The sequence below is a fragment of the Nannocystis bainbridge genome (assembly GCF_028368995.1).
In the GTDB taxonomy this organism is placed as follows: Bacteria; Myxococcota_A; Polyangia; order Nannocystales; family Nannocystaceae; genus Nannocystis; species Nannocystis bainbridge.
This window is the reverse complement of the sequence record NZ_JAQNDL010000001.1, coordinates 2,658,043-2,676,621: the sequence shown is the minus strand read 5'-3', so window position 1 is coordinate 2,676,621 and position 18,579 is coordinate 2,658,043. Positions and strand designations below refer to the sequence as shown.

Below are 18,579 nucleotides of genomic sequence, written 5' to 3'. Positions count from 1 at the left end.
TGAATGAACCATCGGGCATGTCCTCTCGGACATGCCCGATCAACCATGCCCGTTCAGACATGCCCTGGCGGACATGTCCCGGAGCACAGCCGCGTCAGAACGACGAGCCTGGCTGGATCAGGAACTCACACTCCTCGCCGGTGCTCTCGCGGCCGAGGACGGAGTTGCGGTGGGGGAAGCGGCCGAAGCGGGCGATGATGTCGCGGTGGCGGATCGCGTAGTCGAGCCACATCGGCGTCTCGTCGAGGGCGCGCATCAACTCGACGCAGCGCTCCTGGTCGGCCAGATCTTCGCTGTGCTCGAGCGGCAGGTAGAGGAACAGCCGCTCCTCCTGGGTCAGGTCGTGCTCGAGGCCGGCGGACAGGGCGGCGTTGGCGACGTCGCGGGCCTTGGCGTCGGTGGCGAACGCCTCGGGGGTGCCGCGGAACATGTTGCGCGGGAACTGATCGAGCAGGATGACGAGGGCGAGGGCGCCGCGCGACGAGGCGGCCCAGCCGTCGAGGGCGCCGCTGGCGGCCCGCGCGTGCAGCTCGCCGAACTGGTCGCGGATGTCCCGGTCGAGGTCGTCGGAGCGGACGAACCACTTGGGCCGGACCGGCGGCGAGAACCAGAAGTCGAGGACGGCGTCGGGAGTGCTCATGGCGGGTGAATTTTGTGCGGGGACCGGGCGAGGGGCAATGCCCCGCGGCGCCGCCGGCGACGAGAGAATTGTGCCGGCGGGCCGACAGCGGTTCGGCCGATGACCGCGGTGGGCTCCGAGGATTTCGCGGGCGTCATGCGGGGGCCGCGGGCGACGGTCCACTGGCGAACGCGGGCCTCAGCCGGCGAACAGCAGGGCCACGCCGGTGACCGCGACCACGGCCCCGAGCAGCCCGCGCACGCCGACGCGCTCGCCCTCGAGGCGCGCGGCCAGCGGGATGATGAAGATCGGCGAGGTGCTGAGCAGGCTGGCTGCGACCCCGGCGGAGGTGCGCTGGAGCGCGAACAGGGCCAGCGAGACGCCGAGGAAGGGGCCGAGCAGCGCGCCGATGGTGGCGTAGCCGAGGGCGCCGCGGTCGCGCAGGGCGGCTCGCAGGCGCGGCGTGGTCGAGGTCGCCAGCACCAGGGCGACGAAGCAGCCGAGCCCGACGAGCATCCGGATCTGCGCCCCCGCCAGCGGCTCGCAGCCGACCATCCCGCGCTTGCTCAGCACCAGCCCCACCGCCTGCCCGAGCGCGCCCCCGAGCCCGAGCAAGATCCCCCGCAACCGCGGCGTGGCCGGCCCCGGCGTCGCCCCTGCGGGTGTCCTTTCGGACAGGACCCAAGCGACACCCGCGAGGGTGATCGCCATGCCCGTCAGCGACAGTGGGGCGAGCCGCTGGCCGAGCACCGCGAAATCGATCACGGCCGTCAGCGGCGGAGCGAGCGCCATGAGCAGCAGCGTCAGGCGCGGACCGATCTCGATGAACGCCCGGAACTGACACAGGTCGCCGAGGAAATAGCCGACGAAGCCGGACAGCCCCAGCCACCACCACTGGTCCGCCGTCGCGTCGGTCGGCAGGGCCCGCCCGCGCAGCGCGAGGCCGGCGACCGCGGCGAACACCAGCGCGAGCGCCATGCGGATGACGTTGAGCGGCAAGCTGCCGATCCGCCGCCCGGCCCGCGTGAAGGCGAGCGAGCCGAGCGCCCAGCACACGGCCGTGCCGAGCGCCGCGAGCTCGCCGAGGTGGTCCTTCACGGCGCGAGTCTACGCGCGCGGGCGGCCGGAGGGGAGGCGTGGCGCGGCGCTCGAGGGAGGCGAGCAGGTCGGTCTGCGGGGCCTGCAGGGGGCGGCGAAGCGGTCGCGCGGGGGGGAACAGCGCGTCGCGGGGCGAGGTCGCGCTCGTGGACATGGCCCGAGGGACAGGTCTAAATTTCGTCGGCCCGGGCGTCGCCGACGAGCACACCAGCGGCGCCGTGGGCGGGGCGGCGCCGGTTTCGGGTAGGCTGCGAGCGTGGCACATCCGAGCGCGAGGGCCCATGCATGACGAGCCGAGCGACCCGCAGCCGCAGCCGTGGCGGCGGGGCCGAGGACGGGTCCAGCGCGAGCTCGGCCGGCACTGGTTTTATGTCGATCTCTCGCTCGAGGTCCGGCCCGCCGAGCGGCATGCGTTCACGGTCGAGCTCGAGGAGCCGGCCGGCGGCTGGGAGGTGGCCCACGGCAGCACGATCGAGGCGGCGGTCCGCTTCGTCGAGGAGAAGGCGCTACACCGCCTGGGGCGCGTCGACCTGGGGGCGCTCGTGGTCACGCTGAAGCGAGTGTCGACGAGCAGCCGCGGGACCACGGCGCCGCTGGTGTTCTACGCGACGCTGCTGGCGCTCGAGGAGGCGCTCGAGCTCAAGGTCCCGGATTTTAAGATGGACTGGGAGACGCTCGAGCTGCGGCTGAAGATCGCCAACGGGAAGCAAAACCGGCGGCCGTGAGCGCGACTGCAACGGTGATTGCAGGCGCAACTGTATAAACGGGTCGGGCGGCGGCCTCGCTGCGGAGGTAGTTGCGCACGCAACGTTATAAGAGCGACGCTGTGTGGGCCGCAAACGAGTAGCGTTGCCGGTGCGCGATCGGTAGCCTCGCAGGGTCCATGTCGTGCGTCACCGTCGCCGCTGCGCCCTGCGCCCTGTGCTCTTGCCGCAGTACCAGGATGGGCGTCGTTCGTCCGCGGGGCAGCGAGGCGGCGACGAGCAGCGCGGCGACTTCGCTGTCGCCGGGCGAGCTGTCGAGGTCGACCTCGACGAGCGACGCGAGCAACATGGCGTCGATCCGAGGGCCGGCCGGCGGGCAGCTTCTTGAAGATGCTGCGGCCCAACTCGTGGCCCACGCCGATCCACTGATTCGCGTGTAGGGCGAGTTCCGCGAACGGCTCGCAAATTCGTAACAGCGATGACCCTGCTTTCGCGGTCATCGAATTGAGCCTTACGGTACATCGCTGATGCGAGGGCCGCGGGCGGGCGTGGCGTGTGCCGCAATGGTCAGCGAAGGCGCAAATATTTAGATTACAGCGAGCGTGGTTCGATAAAACGCTGGGCGGTCGCTGCAAGGTTATGCAGCGACTCATTCGTCGCAAACGCAATTTTATAAAAAGGGCCCCGCGCGAGCGCGTGCGCGCCAAACGAGTAGCGATCGTGGCGCACGGTCGGTAGCTTCGAGCGCGATGTCGCGCCTCATCGGCTCCGTCGCTGCTCTCTACTTTGTTGGCTGCAACGCCGCTGCGCCGGATGGCTCGCCGTTCGGGACCGCGAGCAGCGAGGTGGGGACGGGCAGCGCGAACCCTTCGACATCGACGACATCGACGACGACGTCCTCGACGAGCGCGGTCGACGTGACGACCTCGACGACATCGACGACCTCGAGCACGAGCGACGCGAGCGTGACAGGCAGCGGTGGAGCGCTGCCCGACTTCGGGGACGTGGCGCCGATGGGCTGCCAGGGCAAGATCGACATCATCTTCGCGATCTCGACGGAGTACCCGATGAAGGAGTACCAGCCGCGGCTGATCGCGGCGTTCCCCGAGTTCGCGCAGGCTCTGGAAGAGGAGCTCGGCGGGTTCGACCTGCACATCCTCGTGACCGACTCGTCGTTCGTGTGGGGGATGAGCGACTGCTCGCAATGCAAGGACCCCGACGACTGCGATCCGAACGGAGAGCCGAGCCAGTGCGGGGCGAAGCTCGACGCGTGCGACACGACGATGGGCGCCGGCGAGACGTTCAGCAGCGGGATCGGCTCGTCCGGGCGTCGCTGCGAGCTGGCAGGCGGACGTCGCTACATCACCGACGAAGAAGAGGACCTGGTGGAGGCGTTCACGTGCCTCGCGCGGGTGGGCTACGCCGTGGCGACGCCGATGCCGTTCGACTCGATCCTGGCGGCGCTGGACCACCCGCTCATCGAGACGGGGATCGAGCTGAACGCGCCGGGCGGCTGCAACGAGGGGTTCTTTCGCGACGATGCGTTGCTGCTGCTCGTCATCATTCAAAACTCGTACGAGTATGTGTCCCTGGGCGGGCCGTACCAGTGGCGCAAGGCGCTGTACGAGGTGAAGGGCGGGGACGAGGACGCGGTGATCGCGCTGGCGATCACCGCGGACAATGACATCGTACCCAGCCTGTGTGCGCCCGACGGCCCGCAGGGGTATACCAACCGCATGCGGCTGTTCATGGAAGACCAACTCAAGCACGGCAACATGGCGTCGATCTGCGCGCCCGCCTACGGGCAGTTTTTTAAGGATGTGGCGGCCAAGCTCGGGCCGCTGTGCGATCAGTTCATCCCTCGCTGATCCGAGCGCCTGGCCCGCCAGCTTCCAAGGAGCCCAGTAGCGGCGCCAGCGGCTGAAATCGCCTGCCCGGGTGCTTCCTGCGGGGCCTGCGGGGGCTCCCGATCCTGTCGACCGTGAGTGACGCGCTGCGAGCGTGGGAGCTCGCTAACGTTGCATCACAACCGGGCTCGGCGCGTTGGGGACATCGAGCGCTATCGTCCGCTTGTAGCTCCGTTGGAGCATCCGCAACCGCAGTCACCGGGCGCCCAGTGGGACGCGCTGGTGCACTGCTCGACGGTGTTTTCTTGTTTTCGAGTTTCGCCGCCGCTCGGCTGAAGCAGCCCGGTGCTGAATGGTTGGCGCAGCGGAGGAGCAAATGTTTAGATTGCGGCGTGCTCGTCGCAAGGATCCAGCAGACGGTCGCTGCAAGGTTATGCAGCGACTGCTTCGTCGCAAACGCAATTTTATAGACGGCCGTCTCGGGGCCCGAAACGCGCCAAACGAGTAGCGATCGTGGCGCACGGTCGGTAGCTTCGAGCGCGATGTCGCGCCTCATCGGCTCCGTCGCTGCTCTCTACTTTGTTGGCTGCAACGCCGCTGCGCCGGATGGCTCGCCGTTCGGGACCGCGAGCAGCGAGGTGGGGACGGGCAGCGCGAACCCTTCGACATCGACGACATTGACTACGACGTCCTCGACGAGCGCGGTCGACGTGACGACCTCGACGACATCGACGACCTCGAGCACGAGCGACGCGAGCGTGACAGGCAGCGGTGGAGCGCTGCCCGACTTCGGGGACGTGGCGCCGATGGGCTGCCAGGGCAAGATCGACATCATCTTCGCGATCTCGACGGAGTACCCGATGAAGGAGTACCAGCCGCGGCTGATCGCGGCGTTCCCCGAGTTCGCGCAGGCTCTGGAAGAGGAGCTCGGCGGGTTCGACCTGCACATCCTCGTGACCGACTCGTCGTTCGTGTGGGGGATGAGCGACTGCTCGCAATGCAAGGACCCCGACGACTGCGATCCGAACGGAGAGCCGAGCCAGTGCGGGGCGAAGCTCGACGCGTGCGACAAGACGATGGGCGCCGGCGAGACGTTCAGCAGCGGGATCGGCTCGTCCGGGCGTCGCTGCGAGCTGGCAGGCGGGCGTCGCTACATCACCGACGAAGAAGAGGACCTGGTGGAGGCGTTCACGTGCCTCGCGCGGGTGGGCTACGGCGTGGCGACGCCGATGCCGTTCGACTCGATCCTGGCGGCGCTGGACCACCCGCTCATCGAGTCGGGCATCGAGCTGAACGCGCCGGGAGGCTGCAACGAGGGGTTCTTTCGCGACGATGCGTTGCTGCTGCTCGTCATCATCCAGGATTCCTACGAATATGCGTCGCTTGGCGGGCCCTACCAGTGGCGCAAGGCGCTGTACGCGGTGAAGGGCGGGGACGAGGACGCAGTGATCGCTCTGGCGATCACCGCGGACAACGACCTCGTGCCGAGCTTGTGTGCGCCCGATGGTCCGCAGGGAAATACCAACCGGATGCGGCTGTTCATGGAGGACCAGCTCAAGCACGGCAACATGGCGTCGATCTGCGCGCCCGCCTACGGGCAGTTTTTTAAGGATGTGGCGGCCCAGCTCGCGCCGCTGTGCGATCAGTTCATCCCACGCTGATTCGCACGGTCGCAGTTACTCGCTTCTGGGAGGTCGAGTGGCGGCGAGCGAGAGGGCGGCATCGCCAACCTCGCAACGCATGGCCTCGGTCGTGAGAGCGCGCTGCATCGGCACCGCCCGGAGACCCACGGATCCGAGCGCCTGTCGCGGCGCCAGCGGCTGAAATCGTCTGACCGGGTGCTTCCTGCGGGGCCTGCGGGGTCCTGTCGACCGTGAGTGACGCGACGAGCGTGGGAGCTCAGTCTGCGCCGTCCGTCGCGGTCGGATCACGGGTGGTGCACGCGCACCCAGGCACGCGCCCCGCGTGCGCCTGCAACGGCACAGAAACCGCGAGAGTCGCAATCGGCCGCAGTCAACGCTGCCTGGCCGAAGTCCTGCTTGAAAAGGAAGGGATCGTCACTCGACCGGAAACCGAGCACGGAGGCGTTGACGCCCGTGCTGGCTGCGGTGGTGAACTTGTTCTCACGGTCGCAAGCCAACCCGTGGAAGGTCGCGCCCTTGAGCGGATCCAGGCGCCGCTTGGCACCCCCGTTCCCTGTCGGGCCGAGCCAGCGAGCTGCGGGGGACCGCGGGTTCTGATCCTCCTGAATCCAGCCGCCCGCCACCCATTCGTCTCCGCAGACCGTGACAGCGACGAGGCCGTCCTGGGGAGCGTCGAGGCCGCTGGAAGTCCAGGCTTCCACGAGCCCGTCTTTGAGCGTGTACTGGATCGAGAAGGCTCGTTGCCGCGGGTCCTTGTCCTCCAGGACAGCGCGCTCGCCGACCACGATCAGCGCGTCCAGGTCGTCGGACCAGACCACCGCGCGCGGGTGTTCGTCGAAGACATTGAATTGATCGTTCCAGTCGTCGCCGGGCAGAGGCGCTGCGATCGTGTCGTGCCAGATCTTCGACCCCGCCGCGTCGAAGCCCTCGATGAGGCCGTCGTAGCGCAGGGGGTTGGTGCTCACGCGGGTGTCGCCGACCACGAAAAAACCGTCGGGCACGGCCGTGATGCCGCTGTACGTATCGCCTACTTCCTTGCCGAGGTGCTCGCCCAGGAGTTCGCCGTCGGGCGCGAACACTGCGACGTATGGTCTGCGGTCGAGGCCGTCGCCGATGTTGGCGGCGAGGGCCGTGCGGCCGGCGTCGTCGATCGCCACGCCGACGGCTTGCGAGGGCTCCCAGTCCTCGACGAGCGCGGTCCACTGGGAGATCTGGCGGGGGAAGCCGGCCTGCGGTGCGCACGACTCCGGATCGAGGCGCCACAGCGTCGCCTCGAGCTGCGAGGTCACCAGCGTGCCGGCGACGATCAGCGCGTCGGCGCCGTAGGCCGTGGCCGTCAGCCAGCCGTCGTGGCTCGGCTCCTCGAACTCACACTTCTCGGCGCCGGTCTCGGGCAGCATCACCCACAGCGTCGTCGACTTCATGGCCGAGAGGCCCTCGTCGTCCTCGGCGTACAGCACGAACGAGTGCTTGCCCTGCGACGCGGCCTTCGAGGTGGCCGTGAAGGTCCACGCGAACTCGGCGGGCTTGCCGGTCCAGACCTGTTCGTCGTCGACCTCGAGCCGCAGCTTCACGACATCGCTGCTGACGACCGCGAGCACCTCCGCGTCGCCGGCCTGGTCGAGGCTGGCGGGCTCGAGCTGGAGGCTGATGATCTGCGGCGGCTCGTTCTCGAGGGCGCCCGTGGTCGTGCTCGACGGCTCGGCCGTCCCGAGCGTGGTCGGCGGTTCGCTCGTGACCGTCTGCGTGCCGCTGCTCGCGTCGCCGCCGGGGACGAGCGTGGTCGTCGAGGTGCCCGAGGCGCCGCCGCTGTCGGTGTCCGGGAACTTGTCCGAGCCTTCCTTCCACACCTCTTCGAAGCAGGCGGCGAGCAAGAGCGGGAGCAGAAGAGTTCTTCGGGACATGTCCTCGGCCGCGGTTCGAAGGCGCGGCGCAAAGATGATACCGGCGGGACCGCCGCGCACGCACTCGCCGAGCCGCGAGGCGGTCGAAGTCGGTGCGGGCACGTCGCACGAGCGCGGCGGCGAGGCCGACCTTGCGTGGCGAGGTCGTTCCTTGCCTACGCAACGAAATAAATTGCTTCAGATGGAGGCGCGAAGATCTGCCAAATGGGTAGCACGCGCGACAGCAGGCCGGTAGCCTTACGCGCGATGTCGCGCCACCTCGCTTTCGCCGCCGTCATGGTCCTCTTCGGCTGCCACGCCGAGTTCAACGCCGGGCCGGGGGCTTTCGGCAGCGCGAGCGGCGGAGAGGCTTCGAGCGGGGCGCCGTCCTCGAGCACGAGCAGCACGACGCTTGCCCCGACTTCGAGCACGACGACGACGAGCACGAGTGACGAGGCGTCGACCGCGACGTCGGAGCCGCACGTGACCACTGGCGGGCTTCTGCCGGATTTCGGTGACGTCGCGCCGGTCGGCTGTCAGGGCAAGCTCGACATCATCTTCGCGATCTCTACGCATCACACGATGGAGCCGTATCAGTCGCGGTTGATCGCGGCGTTCCCCGAGTTCGTGAAGGCGCTCGAGGAGGAGCTCGGCGGGTTCGATCTGCACGTCCTCGTCACCGATTCTTCGTACACGTGGTCGATGGACGATTGTTCATTGTGTAAAGATCCCGCCGACTGTGATCCGAACGGCGTGCCCGAGCTGTGCGGCGCCAAGATCGACGAGTGCGACTACACGTTGGGCGCGGGCGAGACGTTCGCCAGTGAGCTGGGCTCCTCGGGTCGTCGCTGCAAGCTCGCAGGGGGTAATCGCTACATCACCGACGAGGAGCCGGACCTGCTGGCCGCGTTCGACTGCCTCGGCCGCGTCGGCTACAACAGCTCTACTCCGGTCGCCTTCGACTCGATCCTCGCGGCGGTGGACCGTCCGCTGATCGAGACGGGTGTCGAGCTGAACGGCCCTGGCGGCTGCAACGAAGGTTTCTTGCGAGACGACGCGCTGCTGCTGCTGGTGGTCATCCAGACCATGTACGATCAAAAATCGGCGGGGGGGCCGTACCAGTGGAGCAAGGCCATCTACGAGGTCAAGGGCGGCGACAGGGACGCCGTGTTCGGGCTCGCCATCATCACCGACGGTGACGTCTCGCCGAGCGTGTGCTTTCCCGGCGAGCCTGCGGGGCCGTCCCACCGCATTCGGCTGTTCATGGACGACTACCTCGAGCACGGCAGGCTCGAGTCGATCTGTGCCCCGTCCTACGGCCCGTTCTTCAAGGAGACAGCGGCCCAGCTGGCGCCGCTGTGCAACAAGTTCATCCCCCGATAGTTGGCGTGCCGCCGTCACGGGTGTTGTACGCGGACCCAGGCCTGGTCGCCCTGGAGGCCGACGGCGGCACAGAAGCCGCGTGCATCGCAGTCGACTGCCATCAACGTCGCATCTTCGAACAACTCGTTGTCGGCGAACGAATCGTCGCTGCCCTTGAAGACCAGCGAGTGAGCGGCCGAGTTCGAGACGGCGGCGGCCGTGATCTTGAGCTCCCGGTCGCACGCGATGCCTTGGATCCTCGCGTTCGCCAGGTTGTCGAGGCGACGCTTGTCGCCGTTGCCCTGGGCATCGAGCCAGCGCGTCACGGGCGCGTGGCTGTTCGGGCCGGTGCGAACCCAGCCTCCCGCGACGTGGCTCGCGCCGCACCTCGCAACCGCGAAGAGGCCGTCTTCATCGCCTTCGAGACCCTTCGAGGTCCAGCTGCCGACGATGGCGCCGTTCAGCGTGTACTGCGCCGAGAACGCTCGGGTCCACTCCGTGGGCGGCGATTTCTCGACCCGACGCTCGCCCACGATCACCAGCGCTTGTCGACCCTCGTCCCATGAGATCGCGCGTGGGTGCTCGTCGAGTTTGTTGGTGTTATCCACGAAGTCATCGCCGGGCAGCGGCGCGGCCAGCACATCCGACCACAGCATGGTGCCCTTCGCGTCGAAGCTCTCGACCAGCCCGTCGAAGCGCGCCGGTTCCTCGCCGACCAGCGTCTCGCCGATCACCACGAAGCGATCTTCCGCCGCCGCGATCCCGCTGTACGTCTGTTTTTGCGGACCGAGGCGCTCCCACTGCAGCGCGCCCGCGGGCGACAGCACCGCGAGGTAGGGCTGGCGCGCGAGGCCGGTGCCGACGTTGGCGGCGATCGCCATGCGGCCGTCGGCGTCGACCGCCACGCCGACCGCTTGCGACGCGGGAAGCGCCTGCTGCAGGGCCGTCCACTGCGCGATCGTCCACGGGAACCCGGCTTGCGGCTGGCAGTTGTCGGGATCGAGGCGCCACACGGTCGCGGCGCCGGCCAGCGTGCCGACCACGATCAGCGCCTCGTCGGTGTAGCGAGCGGCGGTCAGCAGGCCCGCACCGAGGTCCTTCGCGCACTTTTCAGCGCCGGTCGGCGGCAGCGACACCCACAGCATCGCCGTCGCGCTGGCGCTGAGGCCCTCGCCATCGCGGGCGATCAGCTCGAGCGTGTAGGTGCCCTCGGACGCGGCCTGCGAGGTCGCCGCGAAGCTCCACGCGAACGCCTCCGGCGGACCGGCCCACACCTCTTCCCCGTCGACGAGCAGCTGCAGCGCCACCGTGTCCTCGCTGACGAGCGCGCTCACCTGCGCGTCGCCGGCCTCGTGGAGCGTGTCGGGCTCGACCGTGAAGGCGAGGATCTGCGGCGGCGTTTCGACCGGGTCGGGCAGCGTCGTCGACGAGCCGATCGGGCCGGTGGTCTCGTCCGGTGGTTCGCCCGTCGCGGTCTGGATCGGCTCGTCCGGGCCCTCGCCCGGGGCCGAGGTCGTCGCGGTCGTCGTGGTCGCGTCGGTGTCGGTGTCGGCCTCGGTCTCGGCGGGGAACAGCGCCGAGCCCTCGGCCCACACCTGTCCGAAGCAGCCGGCGGCCGCGAGCGCGAGCGGGAGCAGAAGTGTACTTCGGGACATGTCCGCGGCTCCGATCAGAACGACCCGCTGAACATGACACCGGCCGCTGCGCCGCGCACGTACGGCCCGGCCCGCAGCCGCCGCTTCGCCGACACGAACAGCGGGATCGCGGCGGCAAGCGTGGCCGCGCTGGCGAGGCCGACGCCCAGCGAGACCCATCGCGCCACGTCCGCGACCCCGTACGCCAGGCGGAACTGCAGCACCTCTTCTCGCGTCATGTCGCGGTCCTCTGCGGTCACTCGCGCCGTGATCTCGCGGGCGGTCGAGAGCTGATGGCCCATCACCGCGAGGGCGCCGAGGGTGGCCGCCGCGAGGCCGACGCCGGTGCCGAGCAGCGTGCCGCCGGCGACGAGGCGGACCTTCGCGCTGCGGTCGTGGGTCGCCGCGGGTGGCCTGGCCTCGGGGGCAGGTGCCCGGGGCGGCGGCGGAGGCGGGGGCGACGCCGTGGTCGTCGCTGCCGACGCGTCGGGGGCCGTTTCACAGCGGTCGGCCTCGACGTCACGGCGGTGACGCTCGAGCGCCGGCGAGCGCGGCAGGGCCGGGTCGGCGAAATATTCGCCCAGCAGCTCCTTGGCCTTGCAGCGGGTCGCGGGCGTGCCGTGGCGGATCCACGCGCCGGCGGCGAGGGCCGCGGCGAAGCGTCGCTCTTGCGGCGCGACGGACGCGTCGCGGGCGATCGGGGCGGCGAGCTCGGCGGCCTCGAGCGGACGGTCGGCGGCGTCGCACACCGGCAGTAGAACTTCGGGACAGGTGTCAGGGGGCCCGACCAGCATGAAGATCAACAACGTGTGCGTGTACATCGTCTCGCCCCCGTGCGCCGAAGCTGCCTTCGTATACCAAGAACTTGCAGCCCCGGGGAAACATGTGCGTGTACATCGTCTTGCCGGGCGAGGCGTCACGGGCCCTCGTATACCGCAGACCTGCGGCCGTGCTATGAGACGCCATGGTCAGGCCGGATCCGAAGGCGCTCGTGGGACGCACGCTGGGCGGCGTCTACCGGCTCAAGCGCCACGTCGCGACCGGGGGCTTCGCCGATCTCTACGAGGGCTGGCACGAGGAGCTGGAGACGCCGGTCGCGGTCAAGGTGCGGCGCGCGGTCGGCCTCGATGGCGCCCCGCAGAACGTCGCCCGCGACGACGACTATTGCTTCGCGCACTTCAAGACCGAGGCGATCCTCGGCTTTCGCCTGCGCGACCCTCACGTGGTGCGCGTGCTCGACTTCCGCCTCGAGGCCAAGGTCGAATACCTGGTGATGGAGTGGCTCGACGGCAAGAGCCTGCAGGGGCTCGCCGACGGCCGGCCGATGTACTGGCGGCGCGCGGTCGAGCTGATGGCCAAGGCGGCCGAGGCGGTGGCGAGCCTGCACGCGGCGGGGTGGTTCCATCGTGACATCAAGCCCGACAACTTCATGGTCATCGGCGGCGGCGACGACGAGCGAGTGGTGCTCATCGATCTCGGGCTGGTGCGTCAGCGGCCGCTCGCGGCTCCGATCGTGTCACAGCTGTCGGAGCCGACGGCGTGGATCGCCCACACGCCCGGGTATTGCGCGCCGGAGGTGTACGCGCAGGCGGGCAAGGAGATCACGATCTCGCCGTTCTCGGAGGCCTCGGAGGTGTTCGCGCTCGGGGTGACGCTTTATAAGCTGATCACGGGGCGGCTGCCGTGGCACGGTCGCACCGCGCAACAGCAGCAGGCCGAGATCGCGGGCGGCACCCCGCCGATCCCGCTGTCGCGGCTCGGCACGCGCGTGCCGTTCGAGCTGCAAGACCTGCTGCAGCGCGCCCTCGGCACCGATCCCTCCAAGCGGCCGAGCTCCGCGCTGACGTTCGCGCGCGAGCTGCGACGGGTGTTGATGCCTTCGAAGCCGCTGCCGGAGGTGGCGACGGCGCGGCCACCCGCGGCCGACCGTGAGGCCGGCGAATCGTCGCACCCGGTCTCGCCGCCGCCGGCGACGCCCGCGAAGGCGATGCTACCGATCTGGCGCGCGCTGCGGTGGTCGCCATTGGTGGTGCTGCTGATATTCGCCGGGTCGCTGTGGTGGAGCGTGACACCGGTCGTGCCGGCGCAATTGCCCGTGAGCGACGATCCGGCGCCGAGTCCCGCGCCCATGCCGGTGGTCGTGCGCGTGCCCGACGTGCGATCCGTGGCCGCGCAGCAACCGGTGGCGCCGTCGTCGACAGGTCGGCCGCGGGGCTCGCTGGTCGAACGATTGCGCCGCTGCCCGGGCGCGCCTTCGGGGCCGGTGGTGCTCGATGTCCGCGGCGGCCGGCTGATCGCCGTCGACTACGAGCCGCTGCGCGACGACGACGCCTGGCACCGCTGCGCGGCGAGGCGCCTGCGCGGCGCGAAGGACGGGCCGCAATTCCTCACGCTGTGACGGGGTGGTAGCGCCGTTCGAACTGTCCCGAGAGACATGTGACGAGCTCTCCGCGGCAGGTCCATGGCTGTGCGAAGGGACATGTGCTTGCGGACATATCGTGAGCGCCATGTCGGAGTGCCCGCGCGGCTGCCGGCCTCGGCCCCGAGGGGCGAAGTCACGCCTCGTTTGACTGGCGCGAAGGCCGCAGGAGGACCAAGCAGGGAGTGGGCACGGGTGGCAGGAACGGCGTTATCATGCCTCCTGTTGTGCGTCTGACTGCGACCGAACGCATCGCGCGGGGCGCGTCTTTGCTTGCGAAGATACCGACCAGCCGGTATGTTTCGCCGCCCGTGTCGCTCGCCAACCAGCGCAAGAAGGAGCCCGATGTCGTGCGGCAGAAGCTGCTCGAGTGCGCGGCCCAGATCCTGGTCGACCGGGGCCTCGCCAACCTCACCGTGCAGGCCGTCGCCGACGCCGCGGGGGTGACGAAGGGCGGACTCTTACATCATTTCGCCAGCAAGCAGAAGCTGACCGCGGCGCTGTTCGCCGAGCAGCTGCGCACCCTCGACGCCGAGATCGACGAGGCGATGGCGAAGGATCCCGTCGCGTACGGGAGCTTCACCCGGGCGTATGTCCGCAGCACCGTGCGCGGCGACCTCAACGGCCCGTGTCCGTGCGCGGCGCTCTCGATGTCGACGGTCACCGACCCGGACCTGCGGCGGGCCTGGGGTCAATGGTACAAGGCGCGCCTCGTGCGTCACCACGACACCGACGGCGACCCCGAGCTGCAACTCGTCCGCTACGCGACCGACGGCGTATGGTTGGCAGATCTGCTGGCTCAGGACGGTGAGCCCCCGATCGACCGCCCAGCCCTGATCCACCAGATGATCGAACTCACCCGAAAGCGGTGACGACGTCCCGACGCCGCGTCACCGCGTCTGCGATCGTCCCCGACTGACTCCTACGAATGCGCGCCGCGCTGCTGTCCGGACATTGTCCGGACGGAGGTCGCGGGCGCGAGCGGTGCCCATCATGCAAGCGTGCTCCTTCTCCTCGTTCGTCCAGTGTTTGGCGCTGCTCGTCCTGTTCGTCGCGTGCGAGCCGGCGGCGGCCGAAGTAGCTCCCGCGGGCGAGCCGCCGCCGCCCGAGGTGTCGACGATCGTCGTCGCGTCGCGCACGGTGCCTCGCGTGCGCGAGCTGCCGGGACGATTGGTGGCGTCGCGGGTCGCCGAGGTGCGGGCGCGCGTCTCGGGCATCGTGCTCGAGCGGGTGTTCGAGGAGGGCAGCGACGTGCGCCAGGGTGACGTGCTGTTCCGCCTCGAGCCCGCGGTGTACCGGGCGGACCGCGACGAGCGGTCGGCCGCGCTCGAGCGCGCGGTGGCGACGCTCGAGCAGGCGCGCCGGCACGAGAAGCGCCAGTTGACGCTGCTCGAGCGGCAGACGGTGAGCACGGCCCAGCACGACGTCGCCGACGCGGCGCTCAAGCAGGCCGAGGCCGACTACGCGTCGGCCAAGGCCCGGCTGGTCCGCGCCCGCATCGACCTCGACCACGCGACGGTGCGCGCGCCGATCGGCGGACGCATCGGTCGCACCCTGGTGACCGAGGGCGCGCTGGTCGGCGACGGCTCGGCGACGCACCTGGCGACCATTCAGCAGATCGATCCGATCTACGTCGATTTCGTGCAGCCGGCGGGCATGCTCGATGCGAGCGACCGCGAGGGCGCCGAGGTCGAGATCTTGCGCGCCGACGGCAGCCGCCATCCGGATGTCGGAAGGCTGCTGTTCACCGACGTCAACGTCGACCCGGGCACCGCGCAGGTGACGATGCGGGCGACGTTCCCCAACCCGGACGGGGCGCTGCTGCCGGGCACGTACGTGCGCGTGCGCCTGGCTCGCGGGCGCGACACCGAGGCGGTGGTGGTCCCGCCACAGGCGATCCAGCGCAGCAGCGCCGGCGAGGCGCAGGCGTTCGTGGTCGACGACGCCGGCAAGGTCGCGCTCAAACCACTGCGCACCGGGCCGCTGACCGAGCACGGCTGGATCGTCGAGGACGGGCTGGCGCCAGGCGAGCAGCTGGTCGTCGAGGGGTTCCAGAAGATCCACCCCGGCGGCAGCGCGAGGGCGGTGCCATGGGTCGCACCGACGACTGAGACGAAGGCAGCGCCGCCGACGACTGAGTCGAAGGCAGCGCCGACCACCGCGCAGCGCTGAACGCATCGTTCGCTCGAGGGCATTGGCATGATCTCCTTCTTCATCGACCGCCCGATCTTCGCCTGGGCCATCTCGCTGTTCATCATGCTGGCGGGGGCGATCTCGCTGACGTACCTGCCGATCTCGCAGTACCCGAGCGTCGCGCCGGTGACGGTCTCGGTGACCGCGAATTATCCGGGCGCGCCCGCCGAGCGGCTGTTCGAGGGCGTCACGCGCATCCTCGAGGAGGAGCTCAACGGCATCCCCGGGGTGATGTACTTCGAGTCGACCAGCGACGCCTCGGGGACGACGCAGATCATGATCTCGTTCGCGCCCGGCTATGACCCGGCCAAGGCGACGGTAGCGGTGCAGAACCGGCTCAAGCGGGTCGAGGCGCGGCTGCCCCGGGTGGTGGCGCAGCAGGGCCTGCAGATCGAGGAGGCGACCACCGCGATCATGCAGTTTGTCACGGTGCGAGCGACCGACGGCAGCCTGTCGGAGATCGAGCTCGGTGACCTGGCGGCGCGGCGGATCGTCGGCGAGCTGCGGCGCGTGCCGGGCGTGGGTCGCGCGCAGCTGTTCTCGACCGAGAAGGCGCTGCGGGTGTGGATCGATCCGTCGCGCCTGGTCGGCCTCGGCCTCACCGCCGCCGACGTCACCAGCGCGATCGAGGCCCAGAACGCTCAGATCGCGTCCGGCATCGTCGGCGCGCCGCCGGCCGTCGAGGGCCAGCGGATCGCCGCCAACGTGGTGGTGAAGGGCCAGCTCGGGACCGTGCAGGAGTTCGAGCAGATCGTCCTGCGCGCCAACCTCGACGGCTCGTTCGTGCGCCTGCGCGACGTCGCCGACGTCGAGCTCGGCGGCCAGAGCTACTTCATGCAGTCGCGCCTCGACGGCAAGCCGGCGGCGGGCATCGGCATCCAGCTGGCGCCCGGCGGCAACGCGCTGGCCACGGCCACCGGCGTGCACGCGAAGATCGCCGAGCTGACGCGCACGATGCCGGCCAACGTCGAGATCTCGGTGCCCTACGACACCACGCCGTTCGTCGAGGTCTCGATCCGCCAGGTCGTCGTCACCCTGCTCGAGGCGATGGGCCTGGTGTTCGCGGTGATGTTCCTGTTCCTGCAGGACCTCCGCTACACCGTGATCCCCGCGATCGTGGTGCCGGTGGCGCTGCTCGGGACCTGCGCGGCGCTGCTGCTGGCCGGGTTCTCGATCAACGTGCTGACCATGTTCGGCATGGTGCTGGCGATCGGCATCCTCGTCGACGACGCGATCGTGGTGGTCGAGAACGTCGAGCGCATCATGGCCGAGGAGGGGCTTCCGCCGCGCGAGGCGACGCGCAAGGCGATGGGCCAGATCACCGGGGCGATCGTCGGCATCACGGTGGTGCTGGTCGCGGTGTTCCTGCCGATGGCGTTCTTCCCCGGCTCGGTCGGCGTCATCTATCGTCAGTTCGCGGTGTCGATGGCGACTTCGATCGCGTTCTCGGCGTTCCTGGCGCTGTCGCTGACGCCGGCGCTGTGCGGCACCTTGCTGCGGCCGGCCAAGGCGGGCCACGGGCGAGCGCGGCGCGGGCCGTTCGCGTGGTTCAACCGCGGCTTCGAGGCGCTGACGAACGGCTACCGCGCCGGCGTCGGCGGGGTGGTGCGCCGGCCGGCGCGGTTCCTCGTGGTCTATGTCGCGCTGCTCGGCGCGCTGGCGTGGTGCTATCAGCGGTTGCCGTCGAGCTTCCTGCCGACCGAGGATCAGGGCTACCTGATCATCGACGTGCAGACCCCGCCCGAGGCGTCGCAGGGGCGCACGCTGGACGTCATCGAGCGCATCGAGGCGTACTTCGCCAGCGAGCCGGCGGTGGCCAGCACCTCGACGATCGCCGGGTTCGGGTTCTCGGGGCAGGGGCAGAACGCCGCGCTCGCGTTCGTCATGCTCGACGACTGGGCGGCGCGCGGGCCCGAGGACTCCGCCGAGGCCGTGGGCGGGCGGGCCAACGCCGCGCTCGGCGGCCTGCCGGACGCGATGGCGTTCGCCCTCGCGCCGCCTGCGATCGAGTCGCTCGGCAATTCGAGCGGGTTCAGCTTTCGCCTGCAGGACAAGGCGCAGCGGGGCTACGCGGCCCTGGCGGCGGCGCGCGACCAACTGTTGGCGGCCGCTTCGCAGAGCCCGGTGCTGGCGAACGTGTACGTCGAGGGCCTGCCGACGGCGCCGCAGATCGAGCTGCGGATCGACCGCGACAAGGCCAGCGCGCTCGGGGTCGGGTTCGCGGCGATCAACCACACGCTGTCGACCAGCCTGGGCTCGGCGTACGTCAACGACTTCCCCAACCAGGCGCGGATGCAGCGGGTGATCGTGCAGGCCGACGCGGCCCGGCGGATGAATTCCGAGGACCTGCTCGAGCTGTTCGTGCGCAACGCCGAGGGCAAGATGGTGCCGATGCGGGCGTTCGCCGAGGTGGCGTGGACGATGGGGCCGTCGCAGGTGGTCAGCTTCAACGGCTACCAGAGCATCAAGTTCAGCGGCAGCGCGGCGCCGGGGCGCGCCAGCGGCGACGCGATGGCGGAGATGGAGCGCCTCGCCGGCCAGCTGCCGGCGGGCTTCGACTACGCGTGGACCGGGCAGTCGCTGCAGGAGAAGCTGTCGGGCAGCCAGGCGGTCTACTTGCTCGCGCTGTCGCTCGTGTGCGTGTTCCTGTGCCTCGCCGCGCTCTACGAGAGCTGGTCGATCCCGCTCGCCGTCCTGCTCGTCATCCCCACCGGCGTGCTCGGCTCGGTGCTCGCCATCCTGTGGCGCGAGCTGCCCAACGACGTCTACTTCAAGGTCGGCCTCATCACGATCATCGGCCTGACCGCCAAGAACGCGATCCTCATCATCGAGGTCGCCAAGGAGCTGGTCGCCGAGGGCCGCTCGGTCCAGGCCGCGGCGATCGAGGCGTGCCGCCTGCGCTTCCGCCCGATCGTGATGACCTCGCTGGCGTTCATCCTCGGCGTGGTCCCGCTGGCGATCGCCACCGGGGCCAGCTCGAACAGCCAGCGGGCGATCGGCACCGGCGTGCTCGGCGGGATGCTGGCGGCGACGGTGCTGGCGATCTTCGCCACGCCGCTGTTCTTCCGCCTGATCGCGGCGGCCTCGCGCCGGCGCGAGACCTCGCGCGAGGAGTGAGGCTGGCCGCGGGGACATGCCCTGGCGGACATGCTCTCCGGGGCATGTCCTGGAGGGCAT

16 protein-coding genes are annotated in these 18,579 nt (G+C 69.8%); 8 read left to right on the top strand and 8 right to left on the bottom strand.

Annotation, left to right across the window (positions count from 1 at the left end; all coding sequences use genetic code 11):
- Window positions 1–94: 94 nt before the first annotated feature.
- Together POL25_RS10520 and POL25_RS44205 are read right to left on the bottom strand one after the other, a co-directional pair.
- Window positions 95–640: a DUF924 family protein gene (locus tag POL25_RS10520; protein WP_272085815.1), complete on the bottom strand. Its 546-nt coding sequence runs from the start codon at window positions 638–640 to the stop codon at window positions 95–97.
- A 177-nt stretch (window positions 641–817) separates the two neighbouring features.
- Window positions 818–1,717, bottom strand: a complete 900-nt coding sequence (locus tag POL25_RS44205; RefSeq protein WP_272085814.1) for a DMT family transporter — start codon at window positions 1,715–1,717, stop codon at window positions 818–820.
- A gap of 281 nt (window positions 1,718–1,998) precedes the next feature.
- On the opposite strand from POL25_RS44205, the gene POL25_RS10510 reads away from it, so the two are divergent.
- Entirely contained in the window at window positions 1,999–2,442 is a 444-nt protein-coding gene (locus POL25_RS10510; protein WP_272085813.1) for a hypothetical protein, read from the top strand.
- Window positions 2,443–2,527: 85 nt separating this feature from the next.
- Here the strand turns inward: POL25_RS10510 and POL25_RS10505 are convergent, their stop codons facing one another.
- Together POL25_RS10505 and POL25_RS10500 are read right to left on the bottom strand one after the other, a co-directional pair.
- Window positions 2,528–2,770 (bottom strand): hypothetical protein, encoded by a 243-nt coding sequence (locus POL25_RS10505; RefSeq protein WP_272085812.1) that lies wholly within the window; start codon window positions 2,768–2,770, stop codon window positions 2,528–2,530.
- 432 nt (window positions 2,771–3,202) lie between these two features.
- The gene (locus POL25_RS10500; protein WP_272085811.1) at window positions 3,203–3,373 is read right to left on the bottom strand and encodes a hypothetical protein; all 171 of its coding nucleotides are present in this window, start codon (window positions 3,371–3,373) and stop codon (window positions 3,203–3,205) included.
- Window positions 3,374–3,386: 13 nt separating this feature from the next.
- On the opposite strand from POL25_RS10500, the gene POL25_RS10495 reads away from it, so the two are divergent.
- Window positions 3,387–4,289 carry a hypothetical protein gene (locus POL25_RS10495; protein WP_272085810.1) on the top strand — a complete coding sequence of 301 codons (903 nt, stop codon included), beginning with the start codon at window positions 3,387–3,389 and terminating at the stop codon, window positions 4,287–4,289.
- Between the two features lie 553 nt (window positions 4,290–4,842).
- Here the strand turns inward: POL25_RS10495 and POL25_RS10490 are convergent.
- Entirely contained in the window at window positions 4,843–5,013 is a 171-nt protein-coding gene (locus POL25_RS10490) for a hypothetical protein (protein WP_272085809.1), read from the bottom strand.
- A gap of 13 nt (window positions 5,014–5,026) precedes the next feature.
- Between POL25_RS10490 and POL25_RS10485 the strand changes: the two genes are divergently transcribed.
- Window positions 5,027–5,929: a hypothetical protein gene (locus POL25_RS10485; protein WP_272085808.1), complete on the top strand. Its 903-nt coding sequence runs from the start codon at window positions 5,027–5,029 to the stop codon at window positions 5,927–5,929.
- Window positions 5,930–6,195: 266 nt separating this feature from the next.
- Here POL25_RS10485 and POL25_RS10480 read toward each other — a convergent pair whose 3' ends face one another.
- Window positions 6,196–7,815, bottom strand: a complete 1,620-nt coding sequence (locus POL25_RS10480; protein WP_272085807.1) for a hypothetical protein — start codon at window positions 7,813–7,815, stop codon at window positions 6,196–6,198.
- A 246-nt stretch (window positions 7,816–8,061) separates the two neighbouring features.
- On the opposite strand from POL25_RS10480, the gene POL25_RS10475 reads away from it, so the two are divergent.
- Window positions 8,062–9,177 (top strand): hypothetical protein, encoded by a 1,116-nt coding sequence (locus POL25_RS10475; protein ID WP_272085806.1) that lies wholly within the window; start codon window positions 8,062–8,064, stop codon window positions 9,175–9,177.
- Between the two features lie 14 nt (window positions 9,178–9,191).
- On the opposite strand, the gene POL25_RS10470 is transcribed toward POL25_RS10475, so the two are convergent.
- On the bottom strand, window positions 9,192–10,811 hold the full coding sequence (locus POL25_RS10470) for a hypothetical protein (protein ID WP_272085805.1): 1,620 nt from the start codon (window positions 10,809–10,811) through the stop codon (window positions 9,192–9,194).
- Between the two features lie 14 nt (window positions 10,812–10,825).
- Entirely contained in the window at window positions 10,826–11,611 is a 786-nt protein-coding gene (locus tag POL25_RS10465) for a hypothetical protein (protein ID WP_272085804.1), read from the bottom strand.
- A gap of 170 nt (window positions 11,612–11,781) precedes the next feature.
- Here POL25_RS10465 and POL25_RS10460 point away from each other — a divergent pair, with 170 nt between their 5' ends.
- The 4 genes from POL25_RS10460 (at window position 11,782) to POL25_RS10445 (ending at window position 18,519) form a co-directional block, all read left to right on the top strand.
- Window positions 11,782–13,188, top strand: a complete 1,407-nt coding sequence (locus tag POL25_RS10460; RefSeq protein WP_272085803.1) for a serine/threonine protein kinase — start codon at window positions 11,782–11,784, stop codon at window positions 13,186–13,188.
- 332 nt (window positions 13,189–13,520) lie between these two features.
- On the top strand, window positions 13,521–14,081 hold the full coding sequence (locus POL25_RS10455) for a TetR/AcrR family transcriptional regulator (protein ID WP_272085802.1): 561 nt from the start codon (window positions 13,521–13,523) through the stop codon (window positions 14,079–14,081).
- A gap of 121 nt (window positions 14,082–14,202) precedes the next feature.
- Window positions 14,203–15,381, top strand: a complete 1,179-nt coding sequence (locus tag POL25_RS10450) for an efflux RND transporter periplasmic adaptor subunit (RefSeq protein WP_272085801.1) — start codon at window positions 14,203–14,205, stop codon at window positions 15,379–15,381.
- 27 nt (window positions 15,382–15,408) lie between these two features.
- On the top strand, window positions 15,409–18,519 hold the full coding sequence (locus POL25_RS10445; RefSeq protein WP_272085800.1) for a multidrug efflux RND transporter permease subunit: 3,111 nt from the start codon (window positions 15,409–15,411) through the stop codon (window positions 18,517–18,519).
- The last annotated feature ends 60 nt before the right edge of the window (window positions 18,520–18,579 follow it).